This is a genomic window from Streptomyces regalis, assembly GCF_001509475.1.
GTDB lineage: Bacteria > Actinomycetota > Actinomycetes > Streptomycetales > Streptomycetaceae > Streptomyces > Streptomyces regalis.
This window is the reverse complement of record NZ_LLZG01000375.1, coordinates 90,380-108,979: the sequence shown is the minus strand read 5'-3', so window position 1 is coordinate 108,979 and position 18,600 is coordinate 90,380. Positions and strand designations below refer to the sequence as shown.

15 protein-coding genes and 3 pseudogenes are annotated in these 18,600 nt (G+C 71.3%); 5 read left to right on the top strand and 13 right to left on the bottom strand.

Features of this window, described 5'->3' with window-relative positions:
* Positions 1-15: 15 nt before the first annotated feature.
* Both ADL12_RS36730 and ADL12_RS36725 read right to left on the bottom strand, forming a co-directional pair.
* On the bottom strand, positions 16-1,518 hold the full coding sequence (locus ADL12_RS36730) for a metallophosphoesterase family protein (RefSeq protein ID WP_062710814.1): 1,503 nt from the start codon (positions 1,516-1,518) through the stop codon (positions 16-18).
* 83 nt (positions 1,519-1,601) lie between these two features.
* On the bottom strand, positions 1,602-2,495 hold the full coding sequence (locus ADL12_RS36725; RefSeq protein WP_079052469.1) for an MHYT domain-containing protein: 894 nt from the start codon (positions 2,493-2,495) through the stop codon (positions 1,602-1,604).
* 272 nt (positions 2,496-2,767) lie between these two features.
* On the opposite strand from ADL12_RS36725, the gene ADL12_RS36720 reads away from it, so the two are divergent.
* The 4 genes and pseudogenes from ADL12_RS36720 to rox all read left to right on the top strand — a co-directional run bounded on the left by ADL12_RS36720 (position 2,768) and on the right by rox (position 7,363).
* On the top strand, positions 2,768-3,673 hold the full coding sequence (locus tag ADL12_RS36720; protein ID WP_062710811.1) for an arginase family protein: 906 nt from the start codon (positions 2,768-2,770) through the stop codon (positions 3,671-3,673).
* Positions 3,674-3,841: 168 nt separating this feature from the next.
* A complete protein-coding gene (locus tag ADL12_RS36715) occupies positions 3,842-5,041 on the top strand; it encodes an MFS transporter (RefSeq protein WP_062710929.1) in 1,200 nt (399 codons plus the stop codon).
* A gap of 60 nt (positions 5,042-5,101) precedes the next feature.
* A pseudogene (locus tag ADL12_RS36710) lies at positions 5,102-5,677 on the top strand (MFS transporter); the annotation flags it as partial.
* 258 nt (positions 5,678-5,935) lie between these two features.
* Positions 5,936-7,363, top strand: coding sequence for a rifampin monooxygenase (gene rox, locus ADL12_RS36705; RefSeq protein ID WP_062710805.1), 1,428 nt, complete (start codon positions 5,936-5,938; stop codon positions 7,361-7,363).
* Between the two features lie 116 nt (positions 7,364-7,479).
* Here the strand turns inward: rox and ADL12_RS36700 are convergent, their stop codons facing one another.
* The 5 genes and pseudogenes from ADL12_RS36700 to ADL12_RS51500 all read right to left on the bottom strand — a co-directional run.
* Positions 7,480-8,235, bottom strand: coding sequence for a dienelactone hydrolase family protein (locus ADL12_RS36700; RefSeq protein ID WP_062710803.1), 756 nt, complete (start codon positions 8,233-8,235; stop codon positions 7,480-7,482).
* 124 nt (positions 8,236-8,359) lie between these two features.
* Positions 8,360-8,980, bottom strand: coding sequence for an L-threonylcarbamoyladenylate synthase (locus tag ADL12_RS36695; protein ID WP_062710800.1), 621 nt, complete (start codon positions 8,978-8,980; stop codon positions 8,360-8,362).
* Positions 8,981-9,077: 97 nt separating this feature from the next.
* Positions 9,078-10,184 (bottom strand): LacI family DNA-binding transcriptional regulator, encoded by a 1,107-nt coding sequence (locus ADL12_RS36690; protein ID WP_079052468.1) that lies wholly within the window; start codon positions 10,182-10,184, stop codon positions 9,078-9,080.
* A 108-nt stretch (positions 10,185-10,292) separates the two neighbouring features.
* Positions 10,293-10,388: pseudogene (locus ADL12_RS57140) on the bottom strand (hypothetical protein); the annotation flags it as partial.
* A pseudogene (locus ADL12_RS51500) lies at positions 10,357-10,725 on the bottom strand (glycoside hydrolase family 97 catalytic domain-containing protein); the annotation flags it as partial. The pseudogenes ADL12_RS51500 and ADL12_RS57140, both read right to left, overlap by 32 nt.
* A 156-nt stretch (positions 10,726-10,881) precedes the next feature.
* Here ADL12_RS51500 and ADL12_RS36675 point away from each other — a divergent pair.
* Positions 10,882-12,414 (top strand): helix-turn-helix domain-containing protein, encoded by a 1,533-nt coding sequence (locus tag ADL12_RS36675; RefSeq protein WP_062710923.1) that lies wholly within the window; start codon positions 10,882-10,884, stop codon positions 12,412-12,414.
* Positions 12,415-12,536: 122 nt separating this feature from the next.
* Here ADL12_RS36675 and ADL12_RS36670 read toward each other — a convergent pair whose 3' ends face one another.
* The 6 genes from ADL12_RS36670 to ADL12_RS36645 are packed head-to-tail and all read right to left on the bottom strand — an operon-like array spanning position 12,537 to position 17,915.
* Positions 12,537-13,787 (bottom strand): cytochrome P450 family protein, encoded by a 1,251-nt coding sequence (locus tag ADL12_RS36670; protein ID WP_062710791.1) that lies wholly within the window; start codon positions 13,785-13,787, stop codon positions 12,537-12,539.
* Positions 13,784-15,022, bottom strand: a complete 1,239-nt coding sequence (locus ADL12_RS36665; protein WP_062710787.1) for a cytochrome P450 family protein — start codon at positions 15,020-15,022, stop codon at positions 13,784-13,786. Before ADL12_RS36665 ends, ADL12_RS36670 begins: the two co-directional genes overlap by 4 nt.
* Entirely contained in the window at positions 15,019-15,669 is a 651-nt protein-coding gene (locus ADL12_RS36660) for a GTP-binding protein (protein ID WP_062710784.1), read from the bottom strand. The genes ADL12_RS36665 and ADL12_RS36660 overlap by 4 nt, the downstream gene beginning before the upstream one ends.
* Entirely contained in the window at positions 15,641-16,003 is a 363-nt protein-coding gene (locus ADL12_RS36655) for a DUF742 domain-containing protein (RefSeq protein WP_062710781.1), read from the bottom strand. The genes ADL12_RS36660 and ADL12_RS36655 overlap by 29 nt, the downstream gene beginning before the upstream one ends.
* Positions 16,000-16,422 carry a roadblock/LC7 domain-containing protein gene (locus ADL12_RS36650; protein ID WP_062710778.1) on the bottom strand — a complete coding sequence of 141 codons (423 nt, stop codon included), beginning with the start codon at positions 16,420-16,422 and terminating at the stop codon, positions 16,000-16,002. Before ADL12_RS36650 ends, ADL12_RS36655 begins: the two co-directional genes overlap by 4 nt.
* Positions 16,419-17,915: an ATP-binding protein gene (locus ADL12_RS36645; RefSeq protein WP_062710769.1), complete on the bottom strand. Its 1,497-nt coding sequence runs from the start codon at positions 17,913-17,915 to the stop codon at positions 16,419-16,421. The genes ADL12_RS36650 and ADL12_RS36645 overlap by 4 nt, the downstream gene beginning before the upstream one ends.
* Positions 17,916-18,600: the final 685 nt, after the last annotated feature.

Here is an 18,600-nt window from a genome sequence, read left to right as displayed (position 1 = left end):
GAGCAGACCAGGGGATCAGACCAGGGAAATGGTGACCTCGTCCTCGACCGGCGGGTCGACCTCCTGGGCGCGGTTGCCGGTCGCGGCGTAGCAGCGCAGACGTACGGTCTCCGGGGTGACGTCCAGGCGCAGGAAGCACTTGAAGAACGGTGGGCTGTAGGTCGCCGAGCTCGGCGAGAACAGCTGGGTGTAGATCTTGCGCACGGGGAGGCGGAACCGCTTGGCCCGGCCGGGTCGGCGTCCGGTGCCCAGCAGGCCCGCGACCAGGCGCGTGCGCCATGTGACGCGGGCGTCCGGGGCCGGTGCGCGCCCCGGCTGGATCTCCAACCGCTCGGCGATGACGGCCGTCGCCTCCGCCTCGGTGAGAGCGAAGAAGCGGCGCATGCGCAGCCGCCGTCCGTACAGCCCGCTGTAGAAGGCCAGGGAGTCGCCGCGCAGGGGATAGCAGCGGAACTCCTTCTCGGTGACGTTCGCGATGTCGACCCGCGGAATCGTGTGCGTGGCGTGCATGAACGCACCGCCGCCGCCCGAGACGACGTACTGGATGGTGCGGCCGTCCACCTGCACCGGGTAGCGCTGGTAGTTGTGGATGTCGCCGCCGATCGCCGCGACATAGCGGTGCGCCGGGTCGCGGACGATCTCGTCGACGGTGCCGCCCCCTTCGATCGCGCCGGGGTGGTGCTCACCGTCCACGTACAGGGGTTGGCCCGTGATGAGGATCTTCGGGCGGGGATCCTGGGACACCTCCCGCAGCCACGCGCCCTGTTCGGCGTCGATGGTGCCCAACAGCCCTGTGTCGATGCCGATGATCCGCACCGGCCCGGCGTCGATCGCCCAGTACGGCCCCGGCTGGACGGCTTGTTGGGCGGCCGCCGACCTCAACTTCCGGTTCTCTGGCAGGCGTTGGCCGTCGCCCTTGCGCGGCCGGTGCCACAGCAGTGACCGCAGCCATGCCCTGCTGAGCGGACGCGGCGCGGCCTCGGGTTCGAGGGGCGGGGCGTCGTCGCAGAAGACGCGCATGAACGCGGCGAGGTCCTCGTACCAGTCGTGGTTGCCCGGTATCGCGTACATGGGCGCCTGGTAGTCCTGGTACGGCCGGAAGAACTTGGTGCCGTAGTCGTCGGCGCTGCCGACCGGATAGATCACATCACTGGCGACGACCGCGAACCGCGTGTCCTGACCCACCTTCAAAAGGCCTGGTATGACGGCGTACTGGGAGTCGTCGCCCTCGCCGGTGTCACCGATGACGAGGAAGGAGAACCTGTCCGGGTCGTCGCGCCGGATCACCTTGTCGGCGGGTGCCCCGGCGGCGGCCCGCTGCGCCACCCAGCGGCTGCGGGTATGCCCTGTGGGGTCCCCGAACCAGGACGCGAGCACGCCGTTGCGGGCGGCCCACAGCGTTTTCGGGTTGAGCCAGGAGATTTTCTCGACCTTGTGCGGCATCAGCCGCTTGTACTCACCGGGTTCGGCGCCGCCCCAGCCGGCGCCTTCGGCGGTATCGCGTGAGGAGTCAGACACCGGTGCACCGTAACAATGATCGAGAAGATGCCGAGCAGGGGGAGGAGGGGCCCGGCGAGTCGCCGCACCCCTGCCCCTCCGAGTCACCATTTGTGCGCGTACGGCTCCCGACTCCCGCGGGGCTGCGGGCCGTCGGCAGCAGCAGCGGCAGTGGCAGTGAGCGCGGCGTCGGCGCCGGGCTGGTGCTCGGCTGCGCTGCTCGCCCCGATTCGCCGGGCCGCGCCGGTCCGGCCCCGCTCACCCTCGCCGAGGACCAGGAGCGGGTCGAACATCACCACCACTCCGGCCAGCACGAGGAAGATGAGCGGCCCCAGGAGCATCGGCAGCAGCAGCGAGCTGGGCGAGTCACCGGCCCACGACGCGTCGGTCGTGTCGTGCAGATGAACACTGACGGCGGCCATGCCCGTGTAGTGCATCCCGGAGACGGCCACGCCCATGACCAGGCTGGCCCCGAGGCTGGTCAGGAAACCGCGGATGGTGACGGCCGCCCAGAGCGCCGCGGTCGCGGCGACGATCGCGATCAGAACGGAGAGCCCCACGGTGAACGCGTCGTACTGGATGCTGCCGTCCAGACGCATCGCGGCCATGCCCAGATAGTGCATGGCGGCCACGCCGAGCCCCGTGATGACGCCCGCGCCGGTCAGTGCCCCCCTGCCCGCACCCAGGTAGCCCACGATGAACACGCCGATGCCGACGACGACGATCGCCACGGCGAGGCTGAGGACGGTGAGGCCCGCGTCGTAACGGATCCGGGTCTCCTCCACCTCGAAGCCGATCATGGCGATGAAGTGCATCGTCCAGATGCCGCAGCCGATCGACGCGGCGCCGAGCGCCAGCCAGCCCGGCTTCCACGACTGCTCGTTGAGCAGGGACCGGACAATGCACCGAAGTCCTAAGGCCCCTCCCAGGCAGGCCATCAGATAGGCCGCCACCGGGGTCACCGCACCATAGCGGAACCCGTCAACCGTGCCTTGCATGCGCCAACTCCCCCCAGAGTTATGGCTGGTTGTGAAAGGCAAGGTGTACGGGGCAAGGGGTGCGCAAAGCAAGGCTTTACCGCCGGTAGCCGTTGAACTCTGCATCACCATGAGTCAACTTCGGTCACATAGCGGCGAGATTCGGCCAGGCGAGGGCCGGGCCCGGGAACGGCTGCCACTGCCTGGGTGCCGAGTCCCCAGTGGTGCCGGGTCTCGGAATGTGGCACAGATGGTGGGTGTGAGGCGTGGTCCAGTAGCCGAAGGGTCGGGACATGCGGAGACCGGCGATCATCGAGGCACCGTCCGTGCTGGGGCTGCGGCCCTCCGGCGTCCAGGACCTGCCGCAAGCTCTGCTCGACGCCGGCCTGCTGGACGGGCTCGGTGCGGTACGGGCGGGCCGGGTCGAACCACCGGCGTACGACCCGACGCGGGACACCGACACCGGGATCCTCAACCCCCATGGCATCGCGGAGTACTCCGTTCGGCTGGCCGACGTGGTCGGCGGCGTCCTGGACGCCGGGCGATTTCCCGTCGTCCTCGGCGGAGACTGCAGCATCCTGCTCGGCAACCTCCTCGCCCTGCGCCGCCGCGGACGCCATGGACTGCTGTTCCTCGACGGCCACACCGACTTCTACCAGCCCTCGGCGGAGCCGACGGGCGAGGCGGCCTCGATGGAACTCGCCCTGGCCACGGGCCGCGGCCCGCGGCTGCTCACCGACCTCGAAGGCCGCGGACGTCTGCTGCGGGACGAGGACGTCGTCGCCTTCGGTTTTCGCGACGCCGCCGAGTCGGCCGAGGCCGGGATGCAGCCGCTCCCACCCCACCTGTACGCGATCGACCTCGACGGCGTGCGTGCGACCGGCGCCACCACGGCAGCGCGCCAGGCGGTCGAGCGACTCACCGCCGGCACCGCCACCGGGGCAGGGTTCTGGGTCCACCTCGACGTCGACGTCCTGGACGACGCGATCATGCCGGCCGTCGACTACCGCCAACCGGGCGGGCTGACCTGGGAGGAACTGGAGGGCGTGCTGCGTACGGCGCTGAGTGACCCGGGAGCCGTAGGGTTCGACGTCACGATCTTCAACCCCCGCCTCGACCCGGACGGCGGCATCGCCGCCCGCCTCGCCGAGTGCCTGCGCCGGGGACTGGCGGCAAGGCCCGACCACGTGCCCGACTGACGGGCCCTGGGCGGGAGCTACGCCCGGTCGCCCTCACGTTCGTCCAAGCGTCGTCGATCTTTGTCCATGGGCGGATCCGCCGACGGGGGTGAGGGTGGGGACATGAGTGAATTCGGGGTCGGCAGGACGGACTTCCTCTTACCCGAGCGCCCCGTCGAACGGCGACGGATGCCGAGCGGGCTGTTCGCGCTGGCACTGGGCGGGTTCGGCATCGGCCTGACCGAGTTCCTGATCGCCGGACTGCTGCCGCAGGTGGCGTCGAGTTTCGCGGTGTCCGAGGCGGCAGCGGGCCGGCTGATCTCCGGATACGCGCTGAGTGTCGCGATCGGCGCGATCGTGCTGACCGCGGCGACGGCGCGACTGCCCCGCAAGCCGGTCCTGGTCGGCCTGGTGGCGCTGTTCGTCATCGGCAACCTGCTGTCCGCCGTCGCACCGAGCTATCCGGTGATGCTGCTCGGCCGGATCGTCGCGGCGTTGTGCCACGGCTCGTTCTTCGGTATCGGTTCGCTGGTCGCTCGCAGCCTGGTCGCGCCGGAGAAGAAGTCCCGCGCGGTGGCGGTCATGTTCGCCGGCCTGACGCTCGCGAACGTGCTGGGCGTTCCGTTCGGCGCGTGGGTCGGTGAGCGGTGGGGCTGGAGGGCGGCCTTCTGGGCGATCACCGCGATCGGCGTACTGGCGTTGGCCGCAATCGCCACCCTCGTCCCCGGCCGGGCGGGCCAAGCACAGCCGCCGACAGCGACGACGAGCCGCTCAGGCCCGCCACCGCCCAGTGACTTGCGGGCCCAGTTCCGCGCGTTGCGGTCCTGGCAGGTCTGGCTGACGCTGACGGCCACCGCGTTGAGCTATGGCGGCATGTTCGGCGCGTTCAGCTACATCGCCTACACCTTCACCGAGGTCGGCGGATTCTCGCCGGCGGATGTCTCCTGGTTGCTGATGGTGTACGGCGTCGGCCTGGTCGTCGGGAACCTGATCGGCGGGCGAGCGGCCGACCGCGACCGTGACCGCTCCCTGGTCCTCGCCCTGCTCGGACTCACCATCACCCTGGCCGTGTTCGGTCTGCTGGCCGACAACGCCATCGCGTCGGTGATCCTGGTGTTCCTGATGGGGCTCTTCGGATTCGCCGGCGTGCCCGGCCTGATCACTCGCGTCACCGACTACGCCCACGGGGCGGCGCTCGCCGCCGGCGCCAACGTGTCCGCGTCCAATCTCGGCAACGCCCTCGGCGCCTGGCTCGGGGGCCTGGCCATCACCGCGGGCCTCGGCTACACGGCGCCGCTCTACGTCGGTGCCGGTATCGTCCTGGCCTCCGTGGCCGTCATGGGCGTGGCCGCACACCGGGCAGCACGAGCGGAAGACCCGGACCGGTGAGCCACAGTTCGTCCCCGTGCCGGGCCGGGGCGGGGCGGCGTACAGGGTTACCGTCGGCGGCTCTATGCGGGGCGGCTGTTGTCGGGACTGTCCGCAGGTCTGTTCACCGGGGTGGCCACGGCGTACGTGGCCGTTCGTCGTGCACCTCGCCCTGGCGGCCGGCTCGGCCGCCGTCCTGCTGCGACTCCCGGAGACGGTACGCGAGCGGTTGCCGCTGAGCACCGTACGGCCGCAGCGACCCGGTCTGCCGGCGCCGGTGCGGGCGGTGTTCGGGCCCGCGGCGATCGCCTCGTTCGTGGGGTTCGCGTTGTTCGGAGTCGACGTGGACAACCACGCCGTGAGCGGGCTCGTCGTGGCGCCGGCCTTTTTCGCCTCGATCGCCGGGCAACTGGCCGTCGGCAGGGGCGGGATGGGGCGATCGCTGCCGCTGGGCAGCGCCGGACTCCTCGCCGGGCCGGCGTTTCGCGGGGCGCTGGCCGCGGTGGCCGAGGCGTCTTTGGCGGACCGGCGCGCGGCGATGATCTCGACGCTGTTCGTGGTGGCCTACGCGGGCATCTCGGTGTCGCCTGCATGGCCGTCCTCGTCTCGACCGCGGCCGTCTACCTGGTACGGCGGCCGGTACCGGCGAGAGCGTGAGGGCCGGCGAGGCCGACAAGAACAAAGGCAAGGAGTTCACCCACTCCTTGCCACTCTCAACATATAGCGCACCGGGGGCCTTGCGGCAAGGCCCGGGTCGTGCCGCAGAATCGTCGGCCGCAGCCACAACCTGCGGAAACAGGGATGCGCGAAGTACGTGCGCTGTTGCCGACGTACGGGTCACGCGGGGACTTCGAGCCGCCGGTGGCACTCGCTGTGCGGCGGGCCGGGATTCAACACCGTCAAATGGGGGTTCACATGATCGACGTGATCGTGGTCGGCGGCGGCCCGACCGGCTTGATGCTGGCTGGTGAGCTGAGGCTGCACGGCGTGCACGTGCTCGTGCTGGAGAAGGAGGCGGAGCCGGCCACGTTCGTCCGCGCGCTCGGCCTGCACGTGCGCAGCATCGAGGTGATGGACCAGCGCGGACTGCTGGAGCGCTTCCTCGCGCACGGCAAGGAGTACAGGGTCGGCGGTTTCTTCGCCGCCATCGACATGCCGTGGCCCGACCGGGTGGACACCGCACACGGCTACGTCCTCGGCATCCCGCAGACCACCACCGATCGCCTGCTGGCCGAGCGCGCCGTGGAGCTCGGTGCCGAGGTCCGGCGCGGCTGCGAGCTGGTCGGGCTGAACCAGGACGAGGACGGGGTGACCGCCGAGCTGGCCGACGGAACTCGGCTGCGCTCGCGCTACCTCGTCGGCTGCGACGGCGGCCGCAGCACGGTGCGCAAGCTGCTCGGTGTCGGCTTCCGCGGTGAACCCACCAAGGTCGAGACGCTGCTGGGCGCGATGGAGGTGGGCGTGCCGCCGGAGACGGTGACCTCCGTGGTGGCCGAAGTCCGCAAGACCCAGAAGCGGTTCGGCCTCGGACCCATGGGGGACGGGGTGTACCGCGTCGTCGTGCCCGCCGAGGGGGTGACCGAGGACCGCTCGGTCACGCCGACCCTAGAGGAGTTCAGGAAACAGCTCCGGGCGGTCGCCGGCACCGACTTCGGCGTGCACTCACCGCGCTGGCTCTCCCGCTTCGGCGACGCCACCCGGCTGGCCGAGCGCTACCGGGTCGGCCGGGTGCTGCTGGCCGGCGACGCGGCGCACATCCACCCGCCGACGGGCGGGCAGGGGCTCAACCTCGGCATCCAGGACGCGTTCAACCTCGGTTGGAAACTGGCCGCCGAGGTGGGCGGCTGGGCACCGGAGGGGCTGCTGGACAGCTACCACACCGAACGGCACCCGGTGGCCGCCGACGTGCTGGACAACACCCGCGCGCAGATGGAGCTGCTGTCCACCGAGCCGGGCCCGCAGGCACTGCGTCGGCTGCTGTCGCAGCTGATGGACTTCGAGGACGTGAACCGCTACCTCATCGAGAAGATCACCGCGATCGGGGTCCGCTACGACTTCGGCGACGGCCATGAACTGCTGGGCCGGCGCCTGCGGGACGTCCCGCTGAAGCGCGGTCGCCTCTACGAGCTGATGCACGGCGGACGCGGCCTGCTGCTCGACCAGACCGGCCGGCTCTCTGTGTCGGGCTGGGCGGATCGGGTCGACCACGTCGTCGACGTCAGCGAGGAACTGGACCTGCCCGCGGTACTGCTGCGCCCGGACGGTCACGTGGCGTGGGTCGGTGAAAACCAGCAGGACCTGCTCAGCCGGCTGCCCCAGTGGTTCGGAGCCGCCGCCGACTGAGCGCGTCTTCGTGGCCCCGCCGTGCTCGGGCCACAGAGGAGGCTTGCCGCCGCATCGTCAGGCGCCCGTGGGACATCAAGTGCGCTCTCTGCAGCGCCACTTGAGCGTGGAACGGATCAGAACGTCCGCTTCAGCAGGTCGAGCAGCGCCGACCAGTGCCGTTCGTCCGCCTCGGCGTTGTACGCGGAGGTGTCGGCCTGCGTGAACCCGTGCCCTGCACCGGGGTAGACCTCGCACCGGTGCCGGACCCCGGCCTCGGTGAGCGCGGTCTCGAGGCGCTCGATCTGCTCGACGGGCAGGGACGGGTCCTGGTCCGCATGGCCGAAGTACAGCTCGGCGGTGATGTGCTCGGCCACCAGGTGCGGGCTGTCCGGCGTGTCCGTCGCCAGGCGTCCGCCGTGGAACCCTGCCGCCGCCGCGACCCGGTCCGGGTACGTGCCTGCGGTGAGCAGGGACAGCCGCGCGCCCATGCAGTAGCCGGTCAGCGCCACCGGGCCGTCGGCCGCCACGGGGGAGTCGGCCAGCCGGCGCAGATAGGCGTCGGCGTCCCGCATCGCGCGTTCGGGGGTCAGCGCCCGCATGACCGGCATGATGTTCTCGAAGATCTCCGGCCGGGCCCCGGGATCGATGAACTCCGGCAACTCGACCACGGGCGCGCGCCCGTGACGGTAGAACACGTTGGGCACCAGCACCGTGTACCCGGCCTCGGCGAGGCGGTCCGCCATCTGCCTGAGCCGGGGCCGCAGACCGAAGGCGTCCATGTAGAGCAGGACCGCCGGACGGGGTTCCCCGTCAGCGGGATGGGCCAGATAGGCGTCGGCGGTGCCGTCCTCGGTGGGGATGTCGACGGCGGTTCCCTGTACGGCGGTCATGGCTCGGACGTGCCTCTCTGCGTGGGGGGCGTCGGCGAGGGCCGGCCCGTGGGAGGGGCCGGGTCGAGGTCATCGTGGCACGCAGGCCCGAGAGCGTCGTGACCACCCCTCGCCTCGGCCCATCTCACTCGAACCGGGAGGTGTCGCCCGCTCCCTTGCGTACGATCTCGGCCTCGCCGCCCGAGAAGTCGATCACCGTCGTCGGCTCGGTGCCGCAGTCCCCGGAGTCGACCACCGCGTCCAGCACATGGTCCAGCCGGTCCTTGATCTCCCAGCCCTGCGTCATCGGCTCTTCCTCGTCGGGCAGCAGCAGCGTGCTGGACAGCAGCGGCTCCCCGAGCTCGGCGAGCAGCGCCTGGGTGACGACGTGGGCGGGGATGCGCACACCGACCGTCTTCTTCTTCGGATGCTGGAGCATGCGCGGTACCTCCTTCGTCGCGGGCAGGATGAAGGTGTAGCTCCCTGGCGTCGACGCCTTGATCGCGCGGAACACGTCCTTGTCGACCAGCACGAACTGGCCGAGCTGCGCGAAGTCCTGGCAGACGAGGGTGAAATGGTGCCGGTCGTCCAGCCTGCGAATGGTCCGGATCCGGTCGATGCCGTCACGGCTGCCCAGTCGGCAGCCCAGCGCGTAGCAGGAGTCCGTCGGATACGCGATGAGCGCACCGGCACGGACGCTGTCGGCGACCTGGGAGATGGTGCGCGGCTGAGGGTTGTCGGGGTGCACGTCGAAGTACTTCGCCATTCGCCGAGCCTATGCCCTGGACGCCCGGCAGCAGCGCAGGCAGGGACAGTCACGCCCGGAGAGCGCAGCCGACCGGAACGTACCTCGCAGCTGCGCTCTAGCTTGCCGTACGCACCGAATCCCGGATCACGAGCTGCGTGCCCAGCACGACGTGGTTGTCGGACGCGAAACCCACCTCTCGGTCCAGGGCGAGGCGTACGGCGGTGCGGCCCAGCTCCTCGTACGGGACGCGGACCGTGGTGAGGGCCGGGGTCAGGTCGGCGGCGAACGGGACGTCGTCGAAGCCGACCAGGGAGACATCGTGCGGCACTCGCAGGCCGGCCTCGCGCAGGGCGGCCAGTGCGCCCAGTCCGACCACGTCGGACCCTGCGAAGACCGCCGTGAACTCCACTCCCGCGCGCAGCGCTTCCCGCGTGCGCAGGTAGCCCGACTTGCGGGTGTAGTCCCCGGTGGTGTCCAGCTCCTCGGCGTACGGCATGCCGTGGGCGCGCAGGGCGTCTTGGTAGCCGAGGTGCCGCTCCTCCGCGCTGCTGAAGCCGCGGCCGCCGCCGAGGAAGAGGACGCGCCGGTGGCCGGCCGTCAGCAGGTGCGCGGTGGCCTGGAACGCGCCGCCGCGGTTGTCGTAGTCCACGACCGTGGCCGGCACGCCCTTGGGCAGGGGCGGCCGGCCGCACAGCACCAGCCGGGAGCCCGCGGAGTCCAGCGCCTTGGCGTAGCCGGCCATACGGCGGTGGTAGGCGTCGTCCGTCACGGTGCTGCCGACGAGGACGACCGCCGCCGCGTGCTGTTCCCGCATGAGCTGGACGAGGTCGTCCTCCCGCTCCGTGTCGCCCTTGGTGGAGCAGACCAGGCTGAGGCGGCCCCGGCTGCCGGCCTCCTGCTCCACTCCCGCTGCCACGTGGGCGAGGGACGGGCCGGTGATGTCGTGCATGACGAGGGCGATGGGGCCGGCGACACGTCCGGAGAGCGCCTTGGCGTGGACGTTCACGACGTAGTGGAGGGAGTCGACGGCGGCCATGACCCGCTGCCTGGTTTCCGCGGCCACCGGGTAGTTGCCCGCCAGGGTCCGGGAAACGGTTGCTACGGAGACACCGGCCTCCGCGGCGACGTCGCGGATGGTGCTCGGCCTGTCGGTCGGTCCTGCCTTCCGCTTCGCCCTCTTCGCTCCCGGGGCGTTGGGGCGCCCTTCTTTCTCGTCCGTCACGGCTCCGACGTTACTGCAACGGCTCGCTCTTGTGAGTCCGCCGAGGAGAAAAGTACTCTCCAGGTACTTGGTAAACGTTTTCTTCCCACGGAGCGGGAGTGGCGAGGGTCAGCTCGGCTTCAGGATGACGGCCTGGCCGCCCGCCGAGGCCATGGCCACGCTCAGCGTGGTCTCAGAGGTGACGGTCTGGGTGCTGACCACGACCGGGGTCCGGTACGGGTTGGTGCCGGGGGTGCCGTCGGCGTAGACGGTCGCCGACGTCGTCGTGCATGTCGATCAGCAGCCGGTACTTGGCGGCCGCCTTGGCCCAGTCGGTGATCCGGTCGGTCATCGTCTGCGTGCCGTCGTTGATGAAGCCGAGCTTGATGCCCGCGGCGCCCCAGCTCTTGTAGAGGCCGAAGAGTGAGTCCGCGTCGGTCAGCGCGAGGCGGTTGACGTGGAGGAAGTCGACGATGCCCTTGCTCGTGGCGTACGAGATGACGGACGGCAGGTCGATCGCCGCGATCGGCTCGGTCGCGTCGGGGGTGCTGAACTCGGGGCCGTACCAGCCCGCCCCGCGGCTTCGACGCCCTGACTCGGGGGATGACCGTCGCGATCCTGGGAACCCCGTCCCTCATGCGAACGTCGGCGTACCGCCGGTGAGGTAACGTCCCGACCGGTACGTAGTGAATGAAGTGCAGACGAGGTGAAAGCCGACGTGGCTGGCAGAGAGGACGGGATCCGTCAGGCGGGGGTGAGGGCCGTCGACGCCTCGGCGTGGGCGCAGGAGTTGCTGGACCACCTGCGGCCGACCGGGCAGGACGTCCCACGGGTCGTCGCCTGGCTCGCCGACGCCGTGCAGGGCACCGCCTCGCTGCAGGACGACACCGGAACGCTCCTCGGCGGCACGCGGGCGACTCTGGACGAGCACCTCGTCGCGGCCGTCACCGCCGGCCGTATCGCCTCCGCCGCCTGGGAGGGTCAGGGCCGCCACCTGCGCCTGGTCCGGGTGGTGCACCCGAACCGGTCGTCGGCCGGCGTGCTCGCGGTGTCGCGCGAGACGCCCTTCGACCGGCGTGCCTCCGACATCGTCACCCACACCGTCCAGGTGATCGAACTCCTGCTCAAGGCGAGCGAGATGACGGCCGCCGGACGCCGGCTGGAGCGGGCGACGTCCGATCTGCGCCTGGCGATCCTGCAGTTGCTGATGGTGGAGGACACCGTCTCCGCACGCCGGGTGGCCGCGGGACTGTGGCCCGGCCTGCTCGACACCGACACCGCCTGCGTCTACGTCGTCGAGGGCACCGCCGAGGAGCGCGACCGGCTGGCCGAGGAGTGCATCGGCGCGACGGGCGAACGGGCGCTGGTCGTGCTCTGCCCGGCGGTGGACGAGCATGTGATCGTCGTGACGCCCGGCGAGGCCGAGGCCCAGGAACTGCGCGCGCTGATCGGCCCACGCCCCCGCACCTTCATCGGTGGCAGCGCCCGGCAGAGCCTGGCCCGCACCGCCACCGCGTACGGGCAGGCCGTCAGCGCCCTCGCCGTCGCGCACTTCCGCCCGGACAAGGCCGCGGTCTACGCCGAACGCACCCACCCCGAGCGACTGACCGACCCGGCGGCACTGCGCGGCTGGACGGCCCGCCTGCTGCACCCGCTCGACACCCTGCCGCACCACACCCGCGCCGAACTGCTTGCCACCACCCGGCTGGGCCTGGAGTTCACCGCCGTGAACGCGGCCAAGGTCCTGGGCGTCAGCCGCAACACCGTCCGCGCCCGCATGGAACGCGTCGAAGCCCTCCTGCGCACGGACTTCACCGACCTGACCGCCCGCGCCGTGGTCCACCTGGCGCTCAACAGCCAGGTCAGCCTGGCGGACGCACCGGCCGACCCCGGCACCACGGAGGCGGCCCGCGCCTCGCTGTACGACCTGCTGTCCGGGCCCGCCATGCGCACCTGGGCGCAGGAACTCCTCGCACGCCTGGACCAGGACACCCGGGACCTGCGCCGCTCCCTGCGCAGTTGGATCGCCGAAGGCGGCAACGCCGAACGCGCAGCACAGACCCTCGGCGTCCACGCCCAGACCGTCCGCGAGCACGTCCGCAGCGCGGAACCCGTCCTCGAGCGGCAACTCCTCGCCGGCGGCAGCGACCTGTACGAGGTCGTCCTGGCCCATCTCGCCCTGGGCGACCTGGAACAGCCCGCCCTGCACGGGGCGAAACCGGGCCTTCCGGACTCACCTGTGCACAGGTGAGTCCGGAAGGCGCCGCAGCGGGCACCGACGCGATACCCAATCCCCCCGCGTAGACGTAGGTTCGACTCACCGCGGGGGCACGACCGGAACGGGGGACCGGTCGCGTCCCCGCTTCCGGCCGTTCAGGCTCGCAACCGCACCGGAATCTCCTGCCAGCCGAACGCGATGAACGACGGCACCTGACGCAACTCGTCCTCCCCGACGGCCAGCTGCAGGTCCGGGAAGCGGTCGAAGAGGGCGGGCAACGCCGTCAGAGCCTCCACGCGAGCGAGCGGAGCGCCGACGCACCGGTGCACTCCGATCCCGAACGCCAGATGGTCGTCCGCCCCACGCGCCGCGTCGAAGCTGTCCGCGTCCGGCCCGTAGCGCACGGGATCCAGCCCCGCGGCGGCGTACGTCGTGATGATCGCGTCCCCGGCCGCGATGGTCACGTCCCCGACCTTGATGTCGCTGACGGCGAACCGCAGGGGGAGTGACGCGATCGACGGGTGCACCCGCAACGTCTCGTCGATCACCGCGTCCCAGCCGATCTCCCCGGACCGTACGGCGGCCAGCTGCTCGGGGTGGGTCAGCAGGGCGACCACCGCGTTGCCGATGAGATTGACCGTCGTCTCGAAACCGGCACCGATCACCAGCAGCAGCGTGTACAGCAACTCCTCGTCGCTGAGCCGGTCTCCGTCCTCGTCGCGCACCCGGATCAGCTCGGTCGTCAGATCGTCCCCGGGGTACTCGCTGCGGTGGGCGATCAACGCCCCCAGCACCGAACCGATCTGCTGCTGCACGAACGCGGCGTGCTCCGGGCTGGGGTCGGAGGTGTCCATGATGGCCGCGATCAGCTTTGCGGTGTCCTCCCGCAACTCCTCGGGCACACCGAACAGTTCGCAGATCATCCGCATGGGGAGGGGATGGGCGAACCCGGCCTTCAGATCCACCACCGCGCCGCCCTCGCCGAGCGGAACGGGCGTATCGAGCGCGTCGAGCAGCTGCGTGGTGATCGCCTCCACCCGCGGCCGCATCATCTCCGTACGCCGCTGCGTGAAGCTCGGCGCGACGAGCTTGCGCAGCCGCGTGTGGTCGGCGCCGTACGTGGAGAGCATGTTGACCACGCCGACCCAGCCCAGGATCCAGCCCCAGGAGGGGTGTTCGGCGATCTCGGGCCACAGCCTCCAGTGTTGTCGGGGATCCTTGCTGACCTGCGGGTCGAGGATGAGCTCCTTGAGGGTGTCGTAGCCGGTGGGTGCCCATGCGGGGATGCCGCCGGGCAGCTCCACGGGCACGATCGGGCCGAGGGCGCGCAGCCGGGCGCTCTCGCCGGGGATGTCGGCACCGAACGGGTCGATGGCGATGCGGTCGATGCGGTCGGACACGGTCACGACGGAACTCCTGGCTGGTCGGGGGAGCGGGGGCTGAACCGGACGGGCAGGGAGGTCAGGGAGCGGTGGAAGGGGCCGGGCCGCCACGTCAGGCGCTCGCGGGGCAGGGCCGGTTCCAGGTCGGGAAGCCACTGGGTGAGCCGTTCGATCGCCTCGGTGGCGATGAGCAGCGTGTGCTGGCGGACCGGGCAGGCGTGCGGGCCCGCCGACCAGGACAGGTGCGAGGCGTCCTTGGGGTGGCGGCCGCCGGTGATCTCCCGCTCCGCGAAGTGCGCCAGCGCCCCGTAGGAGACGACCACCGGCACCGCGGCTCTGATCCACGTGCCGTGGAAGGACACCGGGCTGCGGGCGTAGTGGATGCCGTAGTTCGCCAGCGGTGTCTCGTGGTGGAGCACCTCCACCACCGCGTCCATCACGGGGCGGGAACCGCTGGTGAGCGTGGAGTAGTACAGCGGGTTGCCGAGGATGCGGGACAGCGCGTTCGACACCAGGTTGGCCGTCGGCTCGTGCCCGGCGCCGAGCGTGAGGAACACCTGCCAGGTGACCTCCTCGGGCGTCAGCTCGGCCGGATGGTCCAGCAGCCAGCTCGGCAGGTCGTCGCCGCGCCGCTCGGCCTTGGCCGCGATCAGCTCCAGTACGTAGCCGCCGAACTCCGCCTCGCCCTCCGCCGCTTCGGCGCCGCCCTCCATCATCTTGCCCAACGCCCCGTCGAGCCGGTCGCTCTGACTGTCCGGCAGCCCGAAGAGGTTGTTGAACACCAGCGCCATCAGCGGCCGCGCGAACTCGCCCACCAGATCGGCCTCGCCCTTCGGCCCGATCCGGCCCACCAGAACCCGCACCGCCCGGTGCACCCGCGCCCGCAGATCGTGCGGCTCGATCCGGTCGAAGGTGTCGATCAGCGAGGTGCGGTACCGGACATGGGCGGCGCCGTCGGCGAACAGCGTGTTGGGCCGCCAGCGCATCATGCCCAGGATCGGCGAGTCGTCGGCGACCGTGGACTCCCACGGCCGCGGGTCGTGCGAGAACGTGTCCGTGTCGTGCAGCAGATCCAGCGCCGCCCGCCGGTCGGTGACGACGTACGCCGGCACGCCCGGCGCCAACTCGGCCCAGCCGAGCGGGCCCTGGGCACGCAGGGCCTCGTAGTAGCGGTACGGATCCAGCGCGAAGCCGTCCTCCCACAGGCGCACGGGCGCCGAGCGGGAGAAGGCCTGCCGGTCGGGGGAGTGGGTGGTCACCGGTCCTCCGGAGCGTGACGGTCGATCAGGTGCTGGACCAGCGCGAGCAGCGCGTCGACGGACGAGTCGGCATCGCGCGCGTCACACGTCACCATCGGCGTGCCCGCGTCCAGGTCCAGGGCGGCGCGCAGCTGATCCTCGGTGTAGTGGCGCGGCGCGTCCGGAAAGGCGTTGAAGGCGACGGCATACGGCAGCCCCGACTCCTCCACCAGCCCCAGCACGTCGAACGACGCGTCGATCCGACGGCTGTCGACCAGCACCAGGGCGCCCAGCGCGCCGTAGGCGATGTCGTCCCACAGCGCCCGGAACCGCTCCTGCCCGGGCGTGCCGAACAGATACAGCACGACCCCGCCCGGCAGGCTGATCCGGCCGAAGTCGACGGCGACGGTGGTCGTCGACTTGTCCCGGACCCCGGCGAGATCGTCCACCTGCGCGGACGCCTCGCTGAGCGGCTCCTCGGTGTGCAGGGGCCGGATCTCGGAGACCGAGTCGATCAGGGTCGTCTTGCCCACGCCGAAGGGGCCGGCGACCAGGATCTTGACCAGGTCGAGGGCGGTGTCGGGCAGATGGATGGTGTCGGCCGCATCAGGGGTCACACCAACTGCCTCGGCGGTGCGGCTAGTTGTGCTTGAGGGCGCGAAGGCCATCGGCCACTCTCTTCAGCAGGTCGGGGGCGAAGCGTCCGGCGGGCGGGATCGGCGCACGGGCCAGCACCAGGTCCCGGTCGATGAGTTCGGCCGCCAGGACGCGCACCGCGGACACCGGCAACCGCAGCAGCGCCGCGGCCTCCACCACCGTCAGCGAACCCTTGTCCAGGGCGTCCAGCAGGGCGAGTTGGGCGGCGGGCAGGTCGGCCGGGGCGGGTGTGCCGGCGCCGGTGAGCACCGACAGCCGCTCCAGGTGGGGGCGGCTGGGCCGGGCCACGCCGCCGGTCGACAGATATGCGGGAACCAGGGGGCGGCCGCCACGGCGGCCGGTCATGCCGGAGCGCCGCCGTCGGCACCTCGGGGCGCGGCGGCCATCGCCTTCTCGCCCAGCCGGGCCACCTGCGAGTGCACCCGGTGCGCGAGCAGATCCAGGCGCACCTCCTCGTCCCCGTACGCGGCCACGCATGTGCCGTGGTCCGTCGGCACGATCAGTACGTATCCGTGGTCCGACTCGATGACGATCTGCCGCACCTCGGCACGATCCCGGTCGGCGAACGCGGCTGCCGCGGTACGGCAAGCTCCCTGCACGGTGCTGGTGATCGCGGCCACCCGCTCGGCCGAGGGCCGCGTGAGGGCGTCCGTGTACCCGGTCACCATTCCGTCCCGTGTGAGCAGCACGGCGGCCACCACATGCGGCACCTGCAGGATCGGTTCGAGCACCCACGCCGTGTCTCCCGTATCGCGGCTGGTCATCGAGCCGTTCCCCCTTCATGGTCGGTCTGATCGGTGTCGTTCGCCGCGGGTTCGATCCGCTGCGGCGCGGCCCCCGCTGTTTCGGGTACGGCGGTGGAGGCGTCGCCGGTGGGCTCGTCGGCCGCGGACCGCGCGGCGGCGGTACCGGCCTGCAGCGCACCCAGCGCGGCGGCGGCCTGCTCCGGGCGGCGTACCGCAGGCCGCGGCGCGGGCACGTCACTCGCCGCGCCGGCCACCTTCGCGCGGCGCCGGCGCTGCGGCAGACCTCCGGCGTCTCGTGGGGCGTGATGCCCGGATGCGGCGCCGGAGGCGTCGTCGTCGTGCTCGGCCCCGTATCCGTGCGAGGGGCTGGACGCCTCACCCCGGGAGCCGTCGGACGCCGCGACCCGCGAGTCGAGGGACGCCTCGTCCCGGGAGGCCGTGCGTGTGGAGCGCGGCGCGCTCGCCGCAGGCGGTCGCTCGTCGGGGTCGATACGGCTGAGCAGACGGCTGTCGACCCGCAGCACCGCCCGCACCCCGCCGTACGGCGACGGCGACGACACGTCCACGCTCAGATCGAACTGCCGGGTGAGCTGCCCGATCGCGGCGAGCCCCATGCGCGGCGGATCGCCGAGCTCGGTGAGGAGAATCGGCTCGGAACCCGCCACCAACCGCTGCGCGCGGGCACGTTCGTCCTGGGTCATGCCCAGACCCGCGTCGTCGACCGTGACGCATGCGCCGTGATGCACATGCTCCAGGTTGACCACGACATCCGTGTCCGGCGCGGAGTGCCGCAGGGCGTTGTCGAGGAGTTCGGCGACGATGATCGCCACCGGTTCCACCGCGTGCGACACGAGTGCGGTCCCCGCCGCCAGGTGGTTGTGGACCCGGACCCGGTGGTAGCCCGCGAGCCGGGCCTGACCGCCGGTCACCGCGTCCACCAGGTGCGACTCCTCGCGGGCCAGCCCGACCCAGGCCCCGCACACCACGGCGGCGACCTGCGCACGCCGCAGCGACTGCTCGTTCTCGTGGTCCAGTTGGAACAGCGTCTGCGTCAACTCCGGGTCGTCGTACTTCTGTTGAAGCCCGCGCAACGCGTCCTGCAGTCGGTACAGGCCCGCCTGGATCTCGCGCGTCGCCCCGCGCATCCCGGCCTGTGCGGCGGCGTCGATCCGGGTGCGCTGCGCGGCGAGCTCGGTGTGCAGACCGGCCAGGACGTGCTCCAGCGCGAGGCCCAGCGGCGCCCTTGCCGTCTGCGGATGCAGCGGACCCGGCACGGCGACATGGGGATGCGTCAGCTGCCGGGCGGCGGCCGGCACGCGCCGCGCCGCCAGATGCTCGACCTCGGCCGTGAACGCCTGGAGCGCGCCGTCGAGTTGGCGGCGTAACGCGGCGATCTCGGCACGCTGCTTGGCCTGTTGCCGCTGTGCGCGCAGCAGCCCGCCGCCCAGGGCGAGCGCGGACAGCATGCCGACGGCGAGACCGCCGGTCGCCAGGTCCGGTATTTGGATCATCGAGTCGGTTCCCAGGAAGTCGGTTCGGGGGCAGTCGGGCAGGGCTGGTTCCGAGGGCTTGCGGCGAGGCGCTCGGAGCACAGTACACACCGTCATCGATCGATCTCGCACGGTCGATTGCCACTTCGCTTCGAAAGTGCCGGAGCTCTGATCGCTTCTGCGTCGACTGTCTGAATTGCCGTACAACATGGGGGAGTTGGTGTGGATGCCCGCCTCCGGCGGGTGGTGTGTGTGCCCGTTCGGACGGCGGGTACTCGGCGAGCCCAGGAACGAGAACGCCGGAGGAGGCCGGCGCCGAACTGGGCAAGTCGCTGCTGCGCGGGCGGCTGAACGGCGGCTGACCACCCGCGCGTAGGGCAAGCCCTCCCGCAGGGCCCGGACACCGGGGAAGTGGAGGTGTCCGGGCTTTCGTGTGCGCCGGACGCGGTGGCGGACCGGTGTACGGCCGTCACTGATTCAACCACCTGTTGGACACATAGGGTTTACTTTCGTTCGGCCCGTCGGACCGAACGGAGTTGCTATGGTGCTACTCGCCGGTAGCAAGCTGAACGGGGGCGCGAGGAGTAGGCGGACCAGCGCCACAACTCCTCGGCGGGTCGTCGAGACGGAAGGCCTGGCAAGGGGGCCGGGTCGACCGAGGCGTCTGCGCGTTGTCATCCCGCGCCCCTCGAACTCCAGTTCCTCG